Here is a 19,537-nt window from a genome sequence, read left to right as displayed (position 1 = left end):
GCGCGCTCGTCCCGCGCCGAGACGACCTCCCGCGACCGCGGCGGGACGAGCGCGCCCTATGGAGAAGGCCTTGAACGCCGGAACGAACCGAAATGCCGCGGGATGGGCTTGGCTTGCGCTGGCCCTGGCCTTCGCAGCCTCTCAAGCCGAGGCCGCGGCGCCGACGGCTGGCCGCAGGGCGGGCGAGATCGTGGTCGAGACGCGATCGCTGGCCACTCCCGAAGGCGAGACTCTGCCTTACGAGATCGGAACACTTTTCGTGCCGGAGAACCGCCTGGCGCCGGGGAGCCGACTCATTGGGGTCGGCTTCGCCCGTCTCCGGGCCGAAAAGCCCACCGGCGCGCCGCCGATGTTCGCCCTGCCGGGCGGGCCGGGCGACAGCTATCTGGGCGCCTTTACCGACGGGGAAGGTCGCGAGCGCCGGTTGCGCGCGCAGCTGCTCAAATACCGCGCCGCCGGCGACGTCGTTGTGATCGACCAGCGGGGATTCTCCGAACGGGGCGAGGTCCTGACCTTCCCCTATCCGTTCACCGACCTCCCGCTCGACCGGCCGGCCAGCGCGTCGGCCGACAACGCCGCGATCGTCGCGACCGCGAAGGCGGTGGTCGCCGCCCACGGCGACAAGGATCTGTCCGGCTACACGGTGGTCCAGTGCGTCGAGGACGTGAACGACCTGCGCCGGGCGCTCGGCTACGACAAGATCACCCTGCTGGGCCAGAGCTTCGGGTCGCAGTGGAGCTTCGGGGTGATGCGCCTCCACCCCGAAATCGTAGCGCGGGCCTTGTTGTCGGGGGTCGAGCCGCTGAACAACGGCTACGACATGCCGGCCCAGGTCTTCGCGGCCCTCCAGCGCATCGCCTGGGAAGCCGAGCAGGACCCCGCCCTGAAGCCCTACCTGCCGGCCGGCGGGCTGGTCGGCGCGGTGCAGGCCGTGCGCGAACGACTGGCCAAGGCCCCGGTCTCCGTGCCCCTGAAGGACGAGAAGACCGGCCAGGTCCGGACCGTGGTCCTCGGGCTGGGCGACTTCCAGCAGAGCCTCGTCACGCCGGCCGACGCCTGGCCCGCCTTCGTGCTGTCGCTCTACTACGGACACTATGACGACTGGGCCCGGTCGGTGGCGGCCCAGCGCAAGGCCGGCGGCGCCGGCCAGGCCGCGCTGATCGGCGTGCTGATCGACTCGAGCCTCGGCGTATCGGCCGACCGCGAGCATCAGCTTCGCAGCGACCCGGCGATGGGCCTGTTGGGCGCCTGGGGCTTCGATCCCTACATCGTTTCCGCGCCGGCCTGGCCGACGCCCGATGTCGGCGACGACCTGCGCAAACCGGTCGCCACCGACACCCCGGTCCTGTTCGTCCACGGCGATTGGGACACGTCGACGCCGGTCGAAAACATGTTGGGGATGCTGCCCTACTTCCCAGCCGGCCGCGCCATCGTCGTGCGCCGCGGCGGCCACGGCGCGCGAGCCGCCCTGCTCGAACAGCAGCCGCGGATGATGGCGCTGGTCCTGGATTTCCTGCGGACCGGCGAGACCCGGAACCTGCCGCCCACGGCCGAGCTGCCCGCGCCGAAATTCAGGGCGCCGGCCTTTCCCGCGCCCGCCAAGCGCCCGTCGTGACCCATGCCGTCGTACCCGGAGAGCTTTCGATGATCGCCTATCGGCTTTCGGCGCGCGCCGCCGCCCTGGCGCTGCCCATGCTGTTGACCTGCCTCGCGGCTCCGCCCGCGGCGGCTGGCGCCGCCTGGTCGGGCCAGATCGGCGCGTCGACCGATTATGTCTCGAAAGGCGTGAGCAAGACCAACGGCGACCCGCAGCTTTGGGGCCGGCTGGAAGCAGCCCACGGCGGGGCCTACGCCGGGGCGTGGGCGTCGAACGTCGAGCTGTCTCAACGCAGCGACGCCGAACTCCAAGTCTATGTCGGCCGGCGCGCAAAGGCCTTCGGATACGCCCTCGATGTTTCGGCCTTCTACAAGACCTTTCCCGGGACCCGCGACGGCGTCGACGAGGACCTCGTGGAGTTCCGCGCAGATGCGGCCCGCGCCTTCGGTCCCGTCCAGGCGCGGCTTCGGGCGGAATGGACGCCGGACAATTTCGGCGCCGCGAGGCAGGCGCTCTGGGTGGAGGGTCGGCTTGGCCTGAACATCTCGGCGCAGACCGAGGTCAGCGGGGCTCTGGGGCGTCGCGAACAGGCCGGCGGCGCTGACTATCTGGCCTGGAACCTGGGCGTGAAGCAGGTCCTGGCGCCGCACCTGAGCGCCGACCTGCGCTGGTGCGACACCGACGGTCATCGGCTCGGCGACAACTACCGCGGTCGCCTGACCGCGGGCCTCACCGCCAGCTTCTGAACCCACACCGAGGGCGATTGGCATGACACAGGCCAGGCATGTTCGGGGACGCCGCGCACCTTCTGCGGGGCGATGGCTTGCGGCCGGCGCGACGGCGATCTGCACCATGGTCCTTGCGGGCGGAGCCTGGGCCCAGGCCCCGCGGCTCGCCCGGGGCGAACCTATCCCGCCGGCGGATCTCGAGCGCCTGGTGGACGGCGCGGTGGCCGACGCCATGGCCGTGGAGCATGTGGCCGGCGTATCGGTGGCGGTGGTGCAGGGCGGCCGCACCGTGCTGCTCAAGGGCTACGGGGTATCGGGTCTCGGCCCGGGCCGCACCGTGGATCCGAGCCGGACCCTGTTCCGCATCGGCTCCATCTCCAAGACCTTCACGTGGATCGCCCTGATGCGGGAGGTCGAGCGCGGTCGGGTGCGGCTGGACGCGCCGGTCAACGACTACCTGCCGGTCGAGCTCAGGATCCCCAACCAGGGGTTCGAGCGGCCGATCCGTATCGTCGACCTGATGAGCCATGCCTCCGGTTTCGAGGACATCAAGCTCGGCCACCTGTTCATCGACAGGCCCGCGCGGATTCCGCCGGCCGCCAGGTACCTCGCGGACCATCGGCCCGACCGGGTCCGCGAGCCCGGCGAGTTGGCCAGCTATTCGAACTACGGCGCCGCGCTGGCGGGCCACATCGTGGCGCGGCTGAACGGCCTGGACTACGAGAGCCTGGTCGAGCGCGATGTGCTGCGTCCGTTGGGCATGGCCCGCACGACCTTCCGTGAGCCCCGTCCGCCCCGCGCCGGACTCCCGGCGCCCATGCCCCAGGCCCTGGCGGACAATCTCGCCACCGGCTTCTTCTGGGGATCGTCCGGGTTCAAGCCCTTCGGCGTCGAGTATGTCGGCCAGACCGCCGCGGCCGGCGCCGCCTCGTCGACCGCCGCGGACATGGCCCGTTACATGCGCATGCAGCTGGCCGGCGGCGCCCTCGAGGGTATGCGGATCTACGGTCCACGCACGGCCCAGGCGTTCCGCACCCCGATCCTGGCGGTTCCGGAGGGCGTCAACGGCTGGGCGCATGGCTACATGGTGCGGCCCTTGCCCGGCGGGTTGCGGGGATACGGCCATGGCGGGTCGTTGCAGACCTTTTTCAGCAACATGGTGCTGGCGCCGGACCTCGATCTCGGCGTCTTCGTCACCACCAACACCAGCACTGGCCGCGGCGTCGTCGAGCGGCTCCCGGGCCTGATCGTCCAGGCGTTCTACGCGCCTTCGCCCGCCGTGCTTCGCAAGCCCACCCCGATCGCCGACGGCGACCGTTACGCCGGGACCTACTTCGCCACTCGGCGCGCCTATTCCGGGCCGGAGAAGTTTGTCGACCTGCTGACCAAGGCCGACGAGGTCTCGGTGGCGCCCCAAGGCTATCTGGTGACCAATATCGGGTCGCAGGTTCAAGCCTGGGTGGCCGACGGGGCGCCTGGCCGGTTCCGCGCCGCCGACGGCGGCCAGGCCTTGAACTTCGTTCTCGGCCGCGACGGGCGCGCCGTCAGCTTCCTGGGCGCGCGAGGGACCTTCACCCTGGAGCGGGCGGGACCGGCCCTGGACCCTCGCCTGTTCCAGGCTGCCGCCGCCCTGGCCCTGGCGGCGGCCCTGGCGACCTGGATCGGGTTCTTCACGCGCAGAGGCCGGGGCGGCGAGCCCACGCCCTGGCAAAGGCGGGCGGATCTCCTGTCGCTGGGAACGGCGTCCTTCTGGCTGACAGCCTTCGTCGCCTTCGGCCTCTGGTTCGCCCACGTCGACGACCCGACCATCGTCTACCGCTGGCCGGGCCCGGCCGTGCTGACCGCCGCCTGGGCCGCCTTCGCCGCCGCCCTCGGATCGCTCGCCATGGCGATGGTCGCGCCGCTCACCTTGTGGGGCGCGGGCGGATGGAGCCTCGGGCGCAAGGGCCGGCACGCCCTGGCGGCGCTGGTCTTCGTGCTCTTCAGCGGCCTGGTCGCCCTGCGCGGCGGCCTCACCCCATGGGCCGCCTGATTCCCATGCAGAACCCCTTTCCACAGGAGCGCCCCGTGAATTGCGCCGCGCCATCCCGCCTGTCGTTGCGGATCGAAGCCGAAAACTGGCCGCTGAGGACGCCGTTTCGGATCACCGGCTATACGGTGACCGACCTGGACGCCTTGGTCGTGACGCTGGACGACGGGACGCATCGCGGTCGCGGGGAGGCGGCCGGCGTCTACTACCACGACGACGATCCACCTCGTATGGCCGCGCAGATCGAGGCTGTGCGCGGCCAGATCGAGGCGGGGCTGGACCGCGACGCCCTGGCCCGGCTGCTGCCGCGAGGCGGCGCGCGCAACGCCGTGGACTGCGCCTTGTGGGACCTGGAGGCCAGGCGCTCGGGGCGGCCCGCCTGGGCGCTGGCCGGGCTGGAGCCGCCGCGGCCGCTGCTGACCACCTACACCCTGGGCGCCGACGCCCCCGAGGTGATGGCGGCCGGCGCCAGAGCCTTTGTAGGCGCGCGGGCGTTGAAGCTGAAGCTCACCGGCGAAGCGGCCGACATCGAGCGCGTGCGCGCCGTGCGGGCTGCGCGGCCGGACGTCTGGATTGGCGTGGACGCCAATCAGGGTTTCACCCCGGCGACCTTGACGCGCCTGATGCCGGCCCTGGTGGAATCTGGCGTCGGCCTGCTGGAGCAGCCGTTCCCGCTGGACCGCGACATCTGGCTGGACGGGCTGTGCTCGCCGATCCCCGTGGCCGCCGACGAGAGCGTCCAAGGGCTGGACGACATCGCCGGCTTGGTCGGCCGGGCGGACGTGATCAACATCAAGCTCGACAAGTGCGGCGGCCTGACCGAGGGCCTGGCCATGGCCCGCGAAGCTCGCCGCCTGGGCCTCGGGGTCATGGTCGGCAACATGCTGGGTACGGCGCTGGCCATGGCGCCGGCCTTCGTCCTCGGGCAGCTCTGCGACATCGTCGACCTCGACGGCCCGATACCGCTCGCCTCCGATCGGGACCCGCCGACCGTCTACGAAGACGGTCGTGTGTGGTGCGCGCCCGAGATCTGGGGCGCGGCATGAACCTGCCCTCGCCATATCTGCTGTTCTTGGGCGATACGGCCGACGCCTCCGACGCCAAGACTGCCTTCGGCCTGCGCGATTGGGCGCCCGAACGCGTCGTGGCCGAATGGCGTGCGCCGGGCGGCAAGGTCACTCTGGGCCTGCCGGCCTTGTCGCCGGCCGAGGCTCGCGCCAAGGGAGCCCGCGCCTTGGTGATCGGGGTGGCTCCGGTGGGCGGGGCGATCGCCCCGGCCTGGATCCCCTGCCTGTTGGAAGCGCTGGAAGCCGGCCTCGACCTGGTGAGCGGCATGCATACGCCGCTGGCCGACGCGCCCGGCCTCGCGGCCGCGGCCGAGCGGCTGGGGCGGCGATTGATCGACGTGCGTCGGCCCCCGGCGACTTCGCCCGTCGCCACCGGGCTGCGCCGTCGCGGCATGCGTCTGCTGACCGTGGGCGCCGATTGCGCGCTCGGCAAGAAGTACACGGCCCTGGCCTTGGCCCGCGCGTTCAAGGCGCGGGGCGTCGACGCGGATTTCCGGGCCACCGGCCAGACCGGCATCATGATCGCCGGAGGCGGCGTTCCTATCGATGCCGTGGTGGCCGACTTCGTCGCCGGCGCCGCCGAGCAGCTCAGTCCCGACGCCGAGCACGACCATTGGGACGTGATCGAGGGGCAGGGATCGCTGTTCCATCCGGCCTATGCCGGGGTCTCCCTTGGCCTGTTGCACGGCAGCCAACCGGACGTGGTGGTCGTCTGCCACGAGGCGGGGCGGATGCGCATGTCGGGCTATCCGGCCTTTCGGACGCCCACGGCAGAGGAGGTGGCCGAGCTGACCCTGCGCCTCGCGCGCCGCACCAACCCCGCTGTCCGCTGCGGCGGCCTGAGCCTCAACACCTCGAAGCTCTCCGAACCTGAGGCCCGGGAGCTGCTGGCCGAGCGGAGCGCTCAGACGGGCCTGCCCTGCGCCGACCCGATCCGGGGCGGGCCCGAATTCGAACGCCTGGTGGACGCATGCCTGGATCGCTGAGCCCGCCGTCGTCGCCGGAGCAAACGTGGTTCGGCCACCCTCGTGGCCTGACCGTCCTGTTCCTCACCGAGATGTGGGAGATCTTCTCCTATTACGGGATGCGCGCCCTGCTGGTCTATTACATGACCAAGCAACTCCTGATCGACCAGGCGCACGCCTCGCTGATCTACGGGCTCTATACGGCCTCGGCCTATCTCACCCCTATCGTCGGCGGCTTGATCTCCGACCGGTGGCTTGGTCGCCGCAACGCGGTGATTCTGGGCGGCTCGATCATGGCGCTCGGCCATTTCATGATGGCCTCAGAGAGCCTGCTCTATTCGGCCCTTGCCGTCATCGCCTTGGGCAACGGCCTGTTCATGCCAAGTCTGCCGAGCCAGGTCGCCGGACTCTATCGTCCTGACGATCCCCGCCGGGGCTCAGCCTTCAACGTCTACTATGTTGGGATCAACCTGGGCGCCTTCCTGGCCCCCCTGGTCTGCGGGACCCTGGGCGAGGTCTATGGGTGGCATTGGGGTTTCGCCGCCGCCGGGGTCGGCATGGTCGGCGGTCTGGCCATCTATATCGCTGGCCGTCGGCATCTGCCCCCGGAACTCCCCAAGACGGCCGCTGGCCCCGACCGACCGGACGGTCTTCCGGCCCGGGACCTGGCGCAGCGCATCTGGCTGCTCGTGGGGGTCGCAGCCGCGGTGGTGGTCTTCCGGGTCGCCTATGAGCAGACCGGCAATACGGTGGCGCTCTGGGCCGACGCCGGGGTGGATCGGCGACTGACCGCGGGCGGCTGGGCCATTCCCATGACCTGGTTCCAATCCCTCAATCCGCTGCTGGTGTTCGTGCTGACGCCGTTCCTGGTGGCCCGCTGGACGCGGGAGGCCAAGCGCGGGCGTGAGGCGTCGACCATCGTCAAGATGGCCATAGGCGCCGCCGTCGTGGGCCTGGCCTTCCTGATCCTCGCCGCCGTGAGCTTCGCGACGGAGGACGCGCGGGTGAGCTGGTTGTGGCTCGCCGCCTTCTTCACGGTCCTGACGGTCGGCGAGCTCTACATCCTGCCCGTCGGAATGGGGCTGTTCGGCCGCCTCGCGCCGCCGCGCATCGCGGCCACCACCATCGCCGTTTGGTGTCTGGCGATCTTCGCCGGGAATTTGGCGGCCGGCGCCGTGGGTGTCCTCTGGAGCCGGATTCCGCACGGTCCGTTCTTCCTGCTGATCGCGGGGTTTGCAGGCGCCTCGAGCCTGATCCTCCTGCTGTTCGACCGGCCCACGCGCAAGATCGAGGCGTACGCCGCGGTCGAAGCTTCCTCCAGACCTGGGCCGGTCTTGGTCGCGGAGGGCTCGGCGGCGTGAAACCCCTTCTCACAGTCAGCGAGAGCGTCGCGAAGCGTCTGGTCACCTTGAAGGACGCCATCGCCTTGATGGAAACGGCGTTCGTCTCCCTCGATCGCGGCGAGTCGCTGTTGTTTCCGATGGTCTCCGGTCATGGCTCGGACCCCGGAACACGGTTCGGCGCCAAGGCCGGCTTCGATTCCACCCGCTGCCGACCGGGATTGAAGGTCGGCAGCTATTGGCCCGGAAACGCGGCCCGCGGCTTCGGCAATCACGGCTCAACCGTCCTGCTGCTGGATGACGCGACAGGCTTGCCGCAAGCCTTGGTCGCCGCGACCCATCTCACGGCGCTGCGGACCGCCGCCTCTGATGCCGTGGCGGTCAAACATTTGGCGCGCGCGGACGCCTCGGTCCTGGTCCTGGTCGGTCCGGGACACCAGGCCTATTGGGACGCGCTCGCGATCGCCGAGGTGCGCGCGCTGTCGGAGGTCCTGGTCTGTGGCCGTGACCCCGACGCCGCCGAGGCCCTGGCTGCACGCCTCCGCCAGGCCGGGCTGCCCGCCGCCGCCAGCGCGATCGGCCCCGCCCTAGCGCGCGCCGACCTGGTCAGCACGGTCACCGCGTCGCGCGAGGCCCTGTTCGCGGCCGGCGACGTCCGACCCGGAACCCACATCTCGGCCATGGGCGCCGACGGTCCAGGCAAGCGGGAGCTGGCCCCGGCGCTGACGGCGACGGCCGCCCTGTGGGCGGACCATCCGCCTCAATCCTTGGTCCTGGGTGAGTTCCAGCATGTAAGCGGCGCGGCCGCGGAGGCTATCCAGCCCATTGGCGGCCTCGTCGCTGGGCGTCTGTCTGGGCGCGGTTCACGCGATGAGATCACGATCTATGACAGCTCGGGGATAGCCCTGCAGGACCTCGCCATCTGCGGCTTCGCCCTCGAGCAGGCCCAGGCCCAGGGCCTGGCGCGCCCAATCGACCTTTCCTGATCCCAATCCTTGGAAAAGCCCGCCCGACCATGATCGACCAGCTTCCCGTCACCCTCGCCGATATCGAGGCCGCCGCCTCGCGTATCGCCCCCTTCGTCCACCGCACGCCGGTGCTGACCTCGCGGCGGCTCGACGAGATCCTGGGGGCGAAGGTGTTCTTCAAGTGCGAGAACCTGCAGCGGATCGGCGCCTTCAAGGCTCGCGGCGCGCACAACGCGGTCTTCGCCCTGGACGAGGGGGCGGTCGCGCGCGGGGTGGTGACGCATTCCTCGGGCAACCATGCCGCAGCGCTGAGCCTGGCGGCGCGCAACCGCGGCGTTCCGGCCTTCATCGTCATGCCGTCGAACGCGCCCACGGCGAAGGTAGAGTCCGTGCGCCGGCTGGGTGGCGAGATCACGTTCTGCGAGCCGACGATCGCGGCGCGCGAGGCGGCTGCCGAGGAGATTGTCGCGCAGCGTGGCGCGACCCTGATCCATCCCTATGACGATCCGAAGGTGATCGCCGGCCAGGGGACGGCGGCGGCCGAACTGCTGGCCAAGGTTCCCGACCTGGACGCGGTCATGGCGCCGGTCGGCGGCGGCGGGCTGATGTCGGGCACGGCCGTGGCGGTCCACGGCCTGGCGCCTTCGACCAAGATCTGGGCGGTGGAGCCGGCCCAGGCCGACGACGCCTGGCGGTCCTGGACGACGGGCGTCCTGACGCCGGGAGATCCGCCGGACACCATCGCCGACGGCCTGCGCACGACGCTGGGCGGGACTGGCTTTTCGATCCTGCGCGCCCTGCTGGACGACTTCGTCACGGTCGACGAGGCCGCCATCGTCTCGTCCATGCGCCTGGTCTGGGAGGTGCTGAAGGTGGTCATCGAACCGAGCAGCGCCGTGCCGGTGGCCGCGCTCCTGGACCGGAAGCTGCCGTCGGATGGCCGCCGGGTCGGGGTGATCCTGACGGGCGGCAATGTCGATCTCGAGCACCTGCCTTGGCGGCCGTGATGCGCAGAAATCCAACCTGGGAGAGGCCGATGCGGCTTAGAGCCGGATTCCTGACGGCGGTCCTGGCTGTCGTCCTCGCTGGCGGCGCCGCGGCGCGGGACAGGTCGCCGCTGGCCCAGGGCCCGACCCTGAACCGGACCCATATCGTATTCACGCACGGCGGCTATCTCTGGAGCGTGCCCCGCGAGGGGGGCGAGGCCCGCCAATTGACCAAAGTCGGAGACGAAGGCCGCGCATTCTTCTCGCCCGACGGGACCCAGATCGCCTTCACCAGCCGGTCGGACTGGAACCGGGACGTCTTCGTCATGCCGGCGGGCGGGGGCGAACCACGCCGGCTCACCTGGCACCCTGGCGCCGACTTCGCGGTGGGCTGGACGCCGGATGGCAAGAATGTGCTGTTCGCCTCAGGCCGCGACGCCTTCGCCACCTTCCACCGCCTCTACACGGTTCCCGCGGACGGCGGCGCCCAAGAGCCCCTGCCGATGTGGCGCGGGGAGAGCGGCGCTTTCTCGCCCGACGGATCGCGCGTCGCCTATGTCCCAAACCTGAAGTGGCAGAAGGAATGGAAGCGCTATCGCGGCGGCCAGACAACGCCGATCCACTTGATCGACCTCAAGACCTTGAAGGTCGAGAAGACGCCGCGCAAGGACTCGAACGACTCCGAGCCGGTCTGGGTTGGCGAGGTCGTCTATTTCCTGTCCGACCGTAGCGGGCCGGTGACGCTGTTCGCCTACGACACCCGGCGCAAGACCGTCCGGCAGGTGCTCGCCAACGACGGCCTCGACCTCAAGACCCTGTCTGCGGGGCCGGACGCCCTGGTCTATGAGCAGTTCGGCGACGTCCATCTGTTCTCGCCGGAGACGGGCCGATCGACGAAGGTCGATATCCGCGTCCCCGACGATCTGCCCGAGGCGCGGCCGAAAACCCTGAAGCTGGCGGGCGCCGTCGAGGACGTCGCACTGTCGCCGACGGGGGCGGCTGCGGCCTTCGAGGCGCAGGGCGAGATCGTGGTGGTCTCCGCGGACAAGAGCGGCGGCCGCAACCTGACCAACAGCCCCGCCGTGGCCGATCGCGATCCCGCCTGGTCTCCCGACGGGCGCCGGATCGCCTATCTTTCCGACGAGTCGGGCGAATACGCGCTGCACATCCGAAACGCGGACGGGTCAGGGGCGGTCAGTAAGATCGGCCTGGGCAACCCGCCGTCATTCTTCCACGACCTGCTCTGGTCGCCGGACGGCAAGAAGGTCGCCCTGCAGGACAAGCGGCTGAATCTCTGGTGGGCGGACTTGGAGACCGGCGCAGTCGCCAAGGTGGACACCGACCCCTACGACATCCCGACGCATGACCTTGCGCCGGCCTGGTCGCCGGACAGCCGGTGGCTCGCCTATGCGAAGCTGACCTCCAACTACACCCATGCCATCCACCTCCATTCGCTTGAGACGGGCAAGAGCACCCAGGTCACCGATGGGATGAGCGACGCGCGCTATCCCGTTTTCGACCAGGGCGGCAAACTGCTGCTGTTCGCCGCCAGCACCGATCTCGGCCTGGCGCTGAGCTGGATGGACCTGTCGGGCGTCAACCGGCCGGTCAGCCGCAATGTCTACGCCCTGGTTCTGAACAAGGGAGATCGCGCGCCGCTGAATCCGGCCGCCGAGGCGCCCGCAGCCAGCCCGGCGGGGATCGACCTGGACGGCCTGGCGGACCGGATCGTTCCGCTGCCGGTTCCGGCCGGCAACTATGTCGGCCTGGCCGCAGGGGCGCCGGGCGTGCTCTTCCTGCAGGAGTTGCCGATCTTCGCGCCGCGCACCGGGGTGCGGGCCAACGGCGCGGGCGTCGTTCGGTTCGATCTCGCCACGGGCAAGACCCAGCCGTACCTGACCGGCGTGCGGAGCTTCGAGGTTTCCCGGAACGGAGTGGCGGCCCTCCACCGGGAGGGGCGGCGATGGTTCGTCACGCCGACGGCGGCGGCGCCGAAGCCGGGGGAGGGCGGCCTCGACCTTTCGAAGGACGAGGTCCAGACCGATCCGCAGGCGCAGTGGGTGCAGATGTACCGCGAGGTCTGGCGTTTCCAGCGCGACTACTTCTACGATCCCAACCACCACGGCCTCGACCTGGCCGCGGCCGAGCGGAAATATGCGCCCTATGTCGCGCGCCTTGGCGGGCGCGAGGACCTCAACTACCTGTTCCGCGAGATGCTGGGCGACCTGACCGTCGGCCACATGTTCGTCAGCACCGATGGAAGGCCCGATCGTCCCGGGATCAAGGCCGGGCTGCTGGGCGCCGACTATCGGATCGAGAACGGCCGCTACCGCTTCGCCCGCATCTATGACGGCGAGGCGTGGAACCCCGACCTGCGCGCGCCCTTGGCCGGACTGGGCGTCGACGTCAGGGTCGGCGACTACCTGCTCGCCGTGAACGGCAAGGACCTGCGTCCACCCACCGACATCTACAGCGTCTTCGAGGGCAAGGGCGGGTGGCCCGTGAAGATCAAGGTGGCCGGCGATCCCGAGGGTCGTGACGCCCGCGAGGTCACCGTCGTCCCGGTGTTCGACGAGACGGAACTGCGTCTGCGCGCCTGGGAGGAGGGCAACCGCCGCAAGGTGGACGAGCTCAGCGGAGGACGCCTCGCCTATGTCCATCTGCCCGACACGTCCGATGACGGCCTGGTCAGTTTCAACCGCTTCTATCTCGGCCAGGTCGGCAAGGCTGCGGCGGTGGTCGACGGCCGGTTCAACCAGGGCGGCCGGTTCGCCGACTATTTCATCGACCATCTGAAGCGGTCGCGGCGCAACTGCGCCGTCACCCGGGAGGGCCAGGACTGGTGCACCCCCGTGGCGCAGATCTATGGACCCAAGACCATGATCATCAACGAGCTCTCGGGGTCCGGCGGCGACGCCTTCCCGTGGATGTTCCGCCAGGAGAAGATCGGTCCGTTGGTGGGCGTGCGGACCTGGGGCGGCCTCACCGCCGGAGGGGCCCCGGCCCTGATGGACGGAGACGGCGTGGCCGCGCCGTCGCATGGCCACTATGGCCTGAAGGGGCAGTGGGAGATCGAGAACCACGGCGTCGCGCCGGACATCGAGGTCGAGAACGACCCGGCCTCGGTCGCCGCCGGTCACGACCGGCAGTTGGAAGAGGCGGTGCGGGTGACGCTGGAGGCCCTCGAGCGAACGCCCGTCAAGCCGCTGGTCCGCCCGCCGTTCCCCGTCTATCGGAGGCCCTAGTCCATGGGCGCACGCTTCACGGCGCGGTTGCGCCGCCTCTGGCTGAACGTCCATCTGTGGCTCGGGGTCGGTCTGCTGGCCGCGTTTTTGCCGCTGGCCGCCAGTGGCGCGGCCCTGGTCTGGCGCGACGAGCTCGAGCGGGCGCTGGAACCGCAGCGCTATTCGGTATCGGACAGCGCCGCCTCGCGGCCGCCGTCCACCTATCTCAAAGCCGCCACGGACGCTTTCAAGGGCCGCGCCGAACCCGTCCAGGTCAGGTTCCCCGAGCGGCCAGGCAATCCTGTCCTGGTGGTCGGCCGGACCTCCGGCGGATTGCTGGCTGCGTGGCTGGACCCCGCGACGGGGGCTGTGCGCGAGGTCGGCGATCCTCGAGCCAGCCTGCTCGGCTTCCTGCACAACCTCCATGGTTCGCTGATGATCCCGGAGATCGGCCGAAAGATAGTGGGCTGGCTAGGGTGGGCGATGTTCGTCTCCTGCGCCACGGGCCTATGGCTCTGGTGGCCGCGCAATGGGGCGGTGCTGAAAGCCCTGCGCTGGCGCAGAGGCCCCTCCACCCTTTTCAACCTGCACCACATGGTCGGCTTCTGGATTTGCCTCCCGCTGGCCGTGCTCTCGATCACCGGTGTCTGCGTCGCCTTCCCGCAAGCCAGCCGCGGCCTATTCGGAGTGGTCGATGAGGAGCCCGCGGTTAGTGCTGGCCGGAATCCGCCAGGGTCCATTGACGACGCCGTGGCGGTGGCCCGGACGGTCGAGGCCTCCGCGCCCCTGCTGGCCGTTATCCTCCCAGACGGCGGCGAGGCGGACGCCTGGAGCGTCCGGTTTGGGGGCGAGCAACCGAAGCGGATCGATGTCCTGCTCCGCACCGGTGAGGTCCGGGTGAGCCCGGCAGGCGACCCCCTGTCACGCGGCCTGCGGCAGGTGCATGACGGCGCTCAGGCGTGGCCCCTCTGGCGTGTGGTCATCTTCCTGGGCGGTCTCGCGCCCGTGGTCCTGGTCCTGAGCGGTGTGACGATCTGGTTGCGGCGCCAGCTCAGGAAGCGCCGGCGGGTAACGGCCGCGGACACGGGAAGGAGCGCATGACAGAGGCGAGTCCGGCCGCGCCTCCGTCCCCGACCCTCGCCGAGATCGAGGCGACCGGACGGCTGCTGGCGCCTCACATCCTGCGCACGCCCATCCACCATTGGCAGGGACGGGAAATCGCCGAATGGCTTGGCGCGACCGAGGTGGTGCTCAAGCTCGAGCTCTTCCAGCACACCGGGACCTTCAAGGCCCGCGGCGCGCTGTCCGTCGCCCTGCGGCTGGACTCCGACGCCTTGGCGCAGGGCGTCACAGCCGTAAGCGCCGGCAACCACGCCATCGCCACGGCCTTCGCGGCCCGCAAGGTCGGCGCCTCAGCCAAGGTGGTGATGCTGGCCTCAGCCAATGCGGCGCGCGTCGAACGCTGCAAGGCCTATGGCGCAGAAGTCCTGATCGCCCCGGACGGCAGAAGCGCCTTCGACCTGGCCGCTCGGATCGAACGGGACGAGGGCCGGACCTTCATCCATCCGTTCGAAGGGCCGCTGACCGCCCTTGGCACGGCGACCTTGGGCGCCGAATGGCTGGACCAGGCCGGTCGACTGGACGCGGTGATCGTGCCGGTTGGCGGGGGCGGGCTCTGCGCCGGCGTCGCCAGCGCGATCAAGCGCCTGCAACCCGATTGCCTGGTCTTCGGCGTTGAACCCGTCGGCGCGGACACCATGAGCCGCAGCTTCGCGGCTGGGTCGCCGGCCAGCCGGGCGGACGTCGCCACCATCGCCGACAGTTTGGCGCCGCCCTATGCATTGCCCTACAGCTTTGCGCTGTGCCGGCGGCATGTGGACGAGCTGGTCCTGGTCGACGACGACCAGATACGCCGGGCCATGGCCGTGATGTTCCGCGAGATGAAGCTCGCCGTCGAGCCGGCGGGGGCGGCGGCCTGCGCCGCTCTGTTCGGGCCGTTGCGCGAGCGCCTGGCGGGCAAACGGGTGGGGGTGCTCGTGTGCGGCGCCAATATTGATATCGACGGCTTCGCCGCCCATCTGCGGGCGGCTGGATAGGCTTCATCTAGGCGAGGGGTGCCGCGCCGCCCTCCGTTCCGAACACCAGCACTCGCGACGACGACTCGAGCCCGAGCCAGTCGGCCGAGGCGCGGTCCTTCGAGAGCTCGGCGAGGCCCGCCAGGCCGGCCGCGCCCGAAACGCCCACGTCGAGCGCCGGCCGGCCGACTTCGCGCCTGGAGAGGCGTTCGGCGGCGGCGATCGCCGCCTGGTCGTCGATGGCCATGAAGGCGTCGGCTCGGCGCTGCAGGATCGGCCAGGCGACCGGGGAGGCTTCGCCCGTCGACAACATCTCCATGGCGGTCCGGAAGTCGCCGCCGACGCGGGACGGAGCGCCTTGGACGGCGCTTTCGAATAGGGCCGCGGCAGCTTCGGGCTCCACGACCACGACGGTCGGGCGGCTCGATCCGTAGCGCTCGGCCAATACGCCCGCGACCCCGGCGGCGAGCCCGCCCACACCGCCCTGAAGGAAGACATGGGTGGGCGGCTCGCGCACCCCGAACTGGTCGAGCAGTTCCAGCACCATCACGCCGTAGCCTTGCATGACGCGGCGCGTGGTCGGATCGGCGGGATCCTCGCTGGTGTCGGCGATCAGCACCCAGCCTTCGCTCAGGGCGGCGCTGTGGGCCTCCCGGAGAGAGTCGTCGTAGGTCCCCCGCGTCCTGACGACGCGCGCGCCGAGGGCCTCGATCGCGTCGGCTTTGAAGTCGGGGGCGTGCTCGTGCATGAACACCACGCTGCGGCAGCCGTGCTCGCGGGCGGCGTAGGCGACCGACCTGCCGTGGTTGCCGTCCGTGGCGCAGCAGAGCGTCACGGGCCCGGCGCCGTCCAGCTCGCGCAAGGTCAGCGTCGCCGCATAGGCGCCGCCCAGGACCTTGAAACTCCCCTGGCCCAGGCGTCCGGACTCATCCTTGTAAAGGACTTCGCCGACGCCGAACTCGGCGGCCAGGGCCGGCAGGCTGAGGAGCGGGGTCGGGGCGTAGCCCGGCCAGGTGGCGATCTCGGCGCGGGCGGCCTCGGCCGCCGCGAGCGAGACGATCTCAGCCTCGGTGCTCGTATAGGCGCCTCGCTCGGCCCGTGAGTTCATCGTCAGACGCATGGTTTTCTTCCCCCCAGCCGTCGAGTGCCTGGTCCCTTCAAAGACGCCTAGGCGGCGGACGACCCTACCTCGCGGCGCATCGGTCGAAAAATCGTGCGCTTGGGCGGTAGGGGACCGCCGCGCCTCGGACGTCTTCTTCAGGGGCGCAGGGGTTCGCTCCCCACAGCCTTCGAGCATGCCCCCACGCCCGAGCACTGTTCCGGCCCTGATCCGGACGCGGGCCCCGCCGCCTGAGGCGGGGCCCGCAATTCTTCAGAGAGGATCGCCCATGCTGATGGCCTTTTCGACCTGGCAGGAGATCGACGCCCGCCTGGCCAGATCCCGGGCGATCGTCGTCCCGATCGGTTCGAACGAGCAGCACGGCCCGACCGGCCTGCTCGGCACCGATTGGCTCTGCCCCGAGATCATCGCGCATCGGGCGTCGAAGGCCAGCGATATCCTGGTCGCCCCGACCTTCAACATTGGCATGGCCCAACATCACCTGGGCTTCCCGGGGACCATCTCGCTGCGGCCATCGACCTTCCAGGCGGCGATCGGCGACTGGATGGGATCGCTTGCGGGATGCGGTTTCGACAGAATCTATTTCCTGAACGGTCACGGGGGCAACACCAACTCGATCGAGGCGGCGTTCTCGGAGATCTACGCCAAGTTCTCGTTCGGCGGACACCGCGCGCCCTTCCTGCTGAAGTTGAGGAACTGGTGGGACCTGCCCGGAGTCATGGCCCTGGCGAAGAACCTCTTCCCCACGGGACACGGCAGCCATGCCACGCCCTCCGAAATCGCCATCACCCAGGCCGCCTATCCGGAGATGGTCAAGTCGGTCGCGTACGCTCCACAGATCGCGCCCGAGGGCCCCATTTACGACGCGCTGGACTTCCGCGCCCGCTTCCCGGACGGCCGCATAGGCTCGGATCCGGGCCTGGCGACCCTCGAGAAGGGATGTCAGCTGATCGATGCCGCCGTTCGGGGCCTTGTTGAAGACCTCGGCACGTTCGTGGCCGAAGCATCGCCTCGCCCGCCGTCTTCGGTTGACTAATCGCCTGCACAATCAAAAGGGCCGTGGCTGGCCGGACGATGCGCCTCGGGACGCTGTCTTGATCTCATTCCCAACCCCGACCCATGCCGAGGACGTCGGCACCAGTGTCGCCGACATGGAGATCGTCGCGCGGCGGAGCAGCTTCGTCGCGGGTCTTCCGCATCGCGGCGCGCAGGCCGAAGGCGACCCTGCACCTTGGACGGCGCTTAGCGTCTTCGTCTCACTGCAGGCCGCCCTTGGGCGGCCGCTGACCGGCGTCCACGTCGCGGTGCAGGGTCTGGGCTCGGTCGGATTCAAGCTTTGCGCGCTCCTGAACGAGCACGACGCCCGCCTCGTGGTCGCCGATGTGGACGAGGGGCGGGCGGAAGAGGTCCGCCGCAGGTTCGGGGCCGAGGTCGTCCCCGTGGAGCGCATCCATCGGGCAGACGCGGAGGTCTTCTCCCCGAACGCCCTGGGCGCCGTCCTCAACGTCGATGCGATCCCGGACCTTGGCGCGCCCTTGGTCTGCGGCGGTGCTAACAATCAGCTGGCGGGGGACGAGGACAGCCTTCGGCCCTTCACCCGAGGCGTGACCTACGCACCGGATTATGTCGTCAACGCCGGCGGGATCATCAACGTCGGAATACCTCGGCGAGTCCGCCGCGTCGGTGAAGTCGCGGGTGCGGGCCATCGGCGATCGGGTCTCAGGGGTCCTGCAGCAGGCGAGGGCGGAACATCGGCCGCCCATGAGGAGGCCGACCGCATGGCGAGTGAACGCCCTGGACGTCGACTTGCCGAGCGCGCCGTATGAGCCCGGCGTACGACCTGAGCATCGAGACGTACGGCGGCGTGCGGGACCTCAGCCGTGTAGTCGGCGTCCTGGCGCTCTATGAACTCACGCCAGCCAAACTCGCGGTCCGTGGACATGGCGCGGGCTTGCGGATCGAGGTCCGCCTCGAGACGGACGAGCGCGCCAGCAGGCTCTGCGCGAACCGCATGGCGGCGCTGCCGGCGGTCGCCGGCGTGACCCTTCAGCCCCGCCGATCCGGAGCGAAGGCCCCATGACGAGTTCTCGACAGAATTAGCCAGGAGCTACAACGCATCGCCAACTAAGCCTGGTGCGGCTGGCGTTGGCTTCCGGCAAGGGCAGTTTTGATCCGCGAGACAGCCATGGAGTTGCGTCACCTCCGCTACTTTACAGTCCTCGCCGAGGAGCTCCATTTTTCGCACGCGGGAGAAAGGCTCGGCATTGAGCAGTCGCCGCTGAGCCGCCAGATCCGGGACCTGGAGACTGAGCTCAAAGTCCGCCTGTTGGAACGAACCCGGCGATCGACGCGCCTGCCCCCGGCCGGCGAGCGGTTCTTGATCGACGCGCGGCGAATTCTCAATGACGTAGACCTTTCGGTTCGCGGATTACGCGCATTCTCGAGCGGCGGCCCAACGCTCCGCATGGGGCTTGCGGAAGGGCTGGCGGGCGAGGCCATGGGGCGACCGCGCAGGTTGGCGAAGTGTCCCCGAAAATTGTCGGTTTCGACCCTCCCTGCGCGGGTGCTTGCGGCCAAGTATAGGCTCCCGCGCCGCGTGCGGCCGAGAGTCGGGAGCCGATGATGCGGCAGTGGATGATTGACGCCTTCACGTCGCGAGCCTTCGGGGGCAATGCCGCGTGCATATTGGAGCCGCTGTCCGCCTGGCCGGACGCGGCCTGGATGCAGGGGCTTGCCGGCGAGAACAATGTAGGCGCCACGGCCTTCCTGCGCCGGACGGAGATGCCGTCACGGTTCGGGCTGCGGTGGTTCACGCCCGCGGTCGAGGTGCCGCTCTGCGGACATGCGACCCTTGCCGCCGCCCACATGTTGTTCGCGGAAGCAGGACTGGGAGCGGAAGCCCTCGAGTTCGAAACCCTCTCGGGCGAGCTGTGCGTGCAGCGCAGCGGCGACGCCTACGAGATGACCTTGCCAGCCCAACAGGCGACCCCCATCCCCACTCCACCTGAGCTGGTGGCGGCGCTCGGTGTGCGCCCCACCGAGGTCTGGGCGGGCGCTTACCTGGTGGCGATCTTCGAGACCGCGGACGAGGTGCGCGCCCTGGAGCCTCGACACGAGGCCCTACGCCTGGTCTCCCTGGCCCACGGTGGGCAGGGCAATGTCGGCGCCGCCGCGCCAGCTGAGGCGGGATCCGCTTTTGACGTGATCGATCGCTTCTTCGCGCCGGGCTACGGGATCCCGGAGGATGCGGCCACCGGGTCCTTCCACGGCATCCTCACCCCGATCTTCGCGGGCCGATTCAAGGCCGGTCCGATCCGCTTCCACCAGGCGTACCCAGGCCGCGGCGCGGAGCTCGAGGGTCGAGTGGAGGGCGACCGCGTGACGTTGCGCGGCAAGGCCTTCACCGTCTCGGAGGCCCGGCTGAGGGTAGGGCCATGA

General features: G+C 70.0%; 17 protein-coding genes. 16 read left to right on the top strand and 1 reads right to left on the bottom strand.

All coding sequences use genetic code 11. The features are described 5' to 3' along the window. The first annotated feature begins 70 nt into the window (after nucleotides 1-70). The 11 genes from V6M51_RS12860 to V6M51_RS12810 are packed head-to-tail and all read left to right on the top strand — an operon-like array spanning nucleotide 71 to nucleotide 15,000. Complete coding sequence (locus V6M51_RS12860; protein ID WP_332767730.1) at nucleotides 71-1,615, top strand: alpha/beta hydrolase; 1,545 nt, start codon at nucleotides 71-73, stop codon at nucleotides 1,613-1,615. Between the two features lie 29 nt (nucleotides 1,616-1,644). After that, nucleotides 1,645-2,343: a TorF family putative porin gene (locus tag V6M51_RS12855; protein WP_332767729.1), complete on the top strand. Its 699-nt coding sequence runs from the start codon at nucleotides 1,645-1,647 to the stop codon at nucleotides 2,341-2,343. A 22-nt stretch (nucleotides 2,344-2,365) separates the two neighbouring features. Continuing rightward, entirely contained in the window at nucleotides 2,366-4,357 is a 1,992-nt protein-coding gene (locus V6M51_RS12850) for a serine hydrolase domain-containing protein (protein WP_332767727.1), read from the top strand. Nucleotides 4,358-4,392: 35 nt separating this feature from the next. Then, entirely contained in the window at nucleotides 4,393-5,400 is a 1,008-nt protein-coding gene (locus V6M51_RS12845) for a dipeptide epimerase (protein WP_332767725.1), read from the top strand. Continuing rightward, on the top strand, nucleotides 5,397-6,407 hold the full coding sequence (locus V6M51_RS12840; protein ID WP_332767723.1) for a DUF1611 domain-containing protein: 1,011 nt from the start codon (nucleotides 5,397-5,399) through the stop codon (nucleotides 6,405-6,407). The genes V6M51_RS12845 and V6M51_RS12840 overlap by 4 nt, the downstream gene beginning before the upstream one ends. Beyond that, a complete protein-coding gene (locus V6M51_RS12835; protein ID WP_332767721.1) occupies nucleotides 6,392-7,747 on the top strand; it encodes a peptide MFS transporter in 1,356 nt (451 codons plus the stop codon). Before V6M51_RS12840 ends, V6M51_RS12835 begins: the two co-directional genes overlap by 16 nt. Further along, nucleotides 7,744-8,712 (top strand): ornithine cyclodeaminase family protein, encoded by a 969-nt coding sequence (locus V6M51_RS12830; RefSeq protein WP_332767719.1) that lies wholly within the window; start codon nucleotides 7,744-7,746, stop codon nucleotides 8,710-8,712. The genes V6M51_RS12835 and V6M51_RS12830 overlap by 4 nt, the downstream gene beginning before the upstream one ends. Nucleotides 8,713-8,741: 29 nt before the next feature. Further along, on the top strand, nucleotides 8,742-9,701 hold the full coding sequence (locus V6M51_RS12825; protein WP_332767717.1) for a pyridoxal-phosphate dependent enzyme: 960 nt from the start codon (nucleotides 8,742-8,744) through the stop codon (nucleotides 9,699-9,701). A gap of 29 nt (nucleotides 9,702-9,730) precedes the next feature. Beyond that, the gene (locus tag V6M51_RS12820; protein ID WP_332767716.1) at nucleotides 9,731-12,925 is read left to right on the top strand and encodes a S41 family peptidase; all 3,195 of its coding nucleotides are present in this window, start codon (nucleotides 9,731-9,733) and stop codon (nucleotides 12,923-12,925) included. Between the two features lie 3 nt (nucleotides 12,926-12,928). Beyond that, a complete protein-coding gene (locus tag V6M51_RS12815; RefSeq protein ID WP_332767715.1) occupies nucleotides 12,929-14,005 on the top strand; it encodes a PepSY-associated TM helix domain-containing protein in 1,077 nt (358 codons plus the stop codon). Further along, nucleotides 14,002-15,000 carry a threonine ammonia-lyase gene (locus V6M51_RS12810; RefSeq protein ID WP_332767714.1) on the top strand — a complete coding sequence of 333 codons (999 nt, stop codon included), beginning with the start codon at nucleotides 14,002-14,004 and terminating at the stop codon, nucleotides 14,998-15,000. Before V6M51_RS12815 ends, V6M51_RS12810 begins: the two co-directional genes overlap by 4 nt. A gap of 7 nt (nucleotides 15,001-15,007) precedes the next feature. On the opposite strand, the gene V6M51_RS12805 is transcribed toward V6M51_RS12810, so the two are convergent. Continuing rightward, the gene (locus tag V6M51_RS12805; protein ID WP_332767713.1) at nucleotides 15,008-16,099 is read right to left on the bottom strand and encodes a diaminopropionate ammonia-lyase; all 1,092 of its coding nucleotides are present in this window, start codon (nucleotides 16,097-16,099) and stop codon (nucleotides 15,008-15,010) included. A gap of 268 nt (nucleotides 16,100-16,367) precedes the next feature. Here V6M51_RS12805 and V6M51_RS12800 point away from each other — a divergent pair, with 268 nt between their 5' ends. The 5 genes from V6M51_RS12800 to V6M51_RS12785 all read left to right on the top strand — a co-directional run bounded on the left by V6M51_RS12800 (nucleotide 16,368) and on the right by V6M51_RS12785 (nucleotide 19,537). Continuing rightward, nucleotides 16,368-17,135, top strand: a complete 768-nt coding sequence (locus V6M51_RS12800; RefSeq protein ID WP_332767711.1) for a creatininase family protein — start codon at nucleotides 16,368-16,370, stop codon at nucleotides 17,133-17,135. Between the two features lie 58 nt (nucleotides 17,136-17,193). Further along, entirely contained in the window at nucleotides 17,194-17,925 is a 732-nt protein-coding gene (locus V6M51_RS12795) for a hypothetical protein (protein ID WP_332767709.1), read from the top strand. Beyond that, nucleotides 17,922-18,179, top strand: a complete 258-nt coding sequence (locus V6M51_RS12790) for a hypothetical protein (RefSeq protein WP_332767707.1) — start codon at nucleotides 17,922-17,924, stop codon at nucleotides 18,177-18,179. Before V6M51_RS12795 ends, V6M51_RS12790 begins: the two co-directional genes overlap by 4 nt. A 105-nt stretch (nucleotides 18,180-18,284) precedes the next feature. Then, complete coding sequence (locus tag V6M51_RS23880) at nucleotides 18,285-18,722, top strand: LysR family transcriptional regulator (RefSeq protein WP_442957855.1); 438 nt, start codon at nucleotides 18,285-18,287, stop codon at nucleotides 18,720-18,722. Then, the gene (locus V6M51_RS12785; protein WP_332767705.1) at nucleotides 18,722-19,537 is read left to right on the top strand and encodes a PhzF family phenazine biosynthesis protein; all 816 of its coding nucleotides are present in this window, start codon (nucleotides 18,722-18,724) and stop codon (nucleotides 19,535-19,537) included. The genes V6M51_RS23880 and V6M51_RS12785 overlap by 1 nt, the downstream gene beginning before the upstream one ends.

The organism is Phenylobacterium sp., assembly GCF_036677185.1.
In the GTDB taxonomy this organism is placed as follows: domain Bacteria; phylum Pseudomonadota; class Alphaproteobacteria; order Caulobacterales; family Caulobacteraceae; genus Phenylobacterium.
This window is presented reverse-complemented; position numbering and strand designations above follow the sequence as displayed.

Coding starts and splice junctions, on each gene's coding strand:
- V6M51_RS12855 (WP_332767729.1), top strand. CDS start 1,645: ATGATCGCCTATCGGCTTTCGGCGCGCGCCGCCGCCCTGGCGCTGCCC.
- V6M51_RS12850 (WP_332767727.1), top strand. CDS start 2,366: ATGACACAGGCCAGGCATGTTCGGGGACGCCGCGCACCTTCTGCGGGG.
- V6M51_RS12840 (WP_332767723.1), top strand. CDS start 5,397: ATGAACCTGCCCTCGCCATATCTGCTGTTCTTGGGCGATACGGCCGAC.
- V6M51_RS12835 (WP_332767721.1), top strand. CDS start 6,392: ATGCCTGGATCGCTGAGCCCGCCGTCGTCGCCGGAGCAAACGTGGTTC.
- V6M51_RS12825 (WP_332767717.1), top strand. CDS start 8,742: ATGATCGACCAGCTTCCCGTCACCCTCGCCGATATCGAGGCCGCCGCC.
- V6M51_RS12820 (WP_332767716.1), top strand. CDS start 9,731: ATGCGGCTTAGAGCCGGATTCCTGACGGCGGTCCTGGCTGTCGTCCTC.
- V6M51_RS12815 (WP_332767715.1), top strand. CDS start 12,929: ATGGGCGCACGCTTCACGGCGCGGTTGCGCCGCCTCTGGCTGAACGTC.
- V6M51_RS12810 (WP_332767714.1), top strand. CDS start 14,002: ATGACAGAGGCGAGTCCGGCCGCGCCTCCGTCCCCGACCCTCGCCGAG.
- V6M51_RS12805 (WP_332767713.1), bottom strand. CDS start 16,099: ATGCGTCTGACGATGAACTCACGGGCCGAGCGAGGCGCCTATACGAGC.
- V6M51_RS12800 (WP_332767711.1), top strand. CDS start 16,368: ATGCTGATGGCCTTTTCGACCTGGCAGGAGATCGACGCCCGCCTGGCC.
- V6M51_RS12790 (WP_332767707.1), top strand. CDS start 17,922: ATGAGCCCGGCGTACGACCTGAGCATCGAGACGTACGGCGGCGTGCGG.
- V6M51_RS23880 (WP_442957855.1), top strand. CDS start 18,285: ATGGAGTTGCGTCACCTCCGCTACTTTACAGTCCTCGCCGAGGAGCTC.
- V6M51_RS12785 (WP_332767705.1), top strand. CDS start 18,722: ATGCGGCAGTGGATGATTGACGCCTTCACGTCGCGAGCCTTCGGGGGC.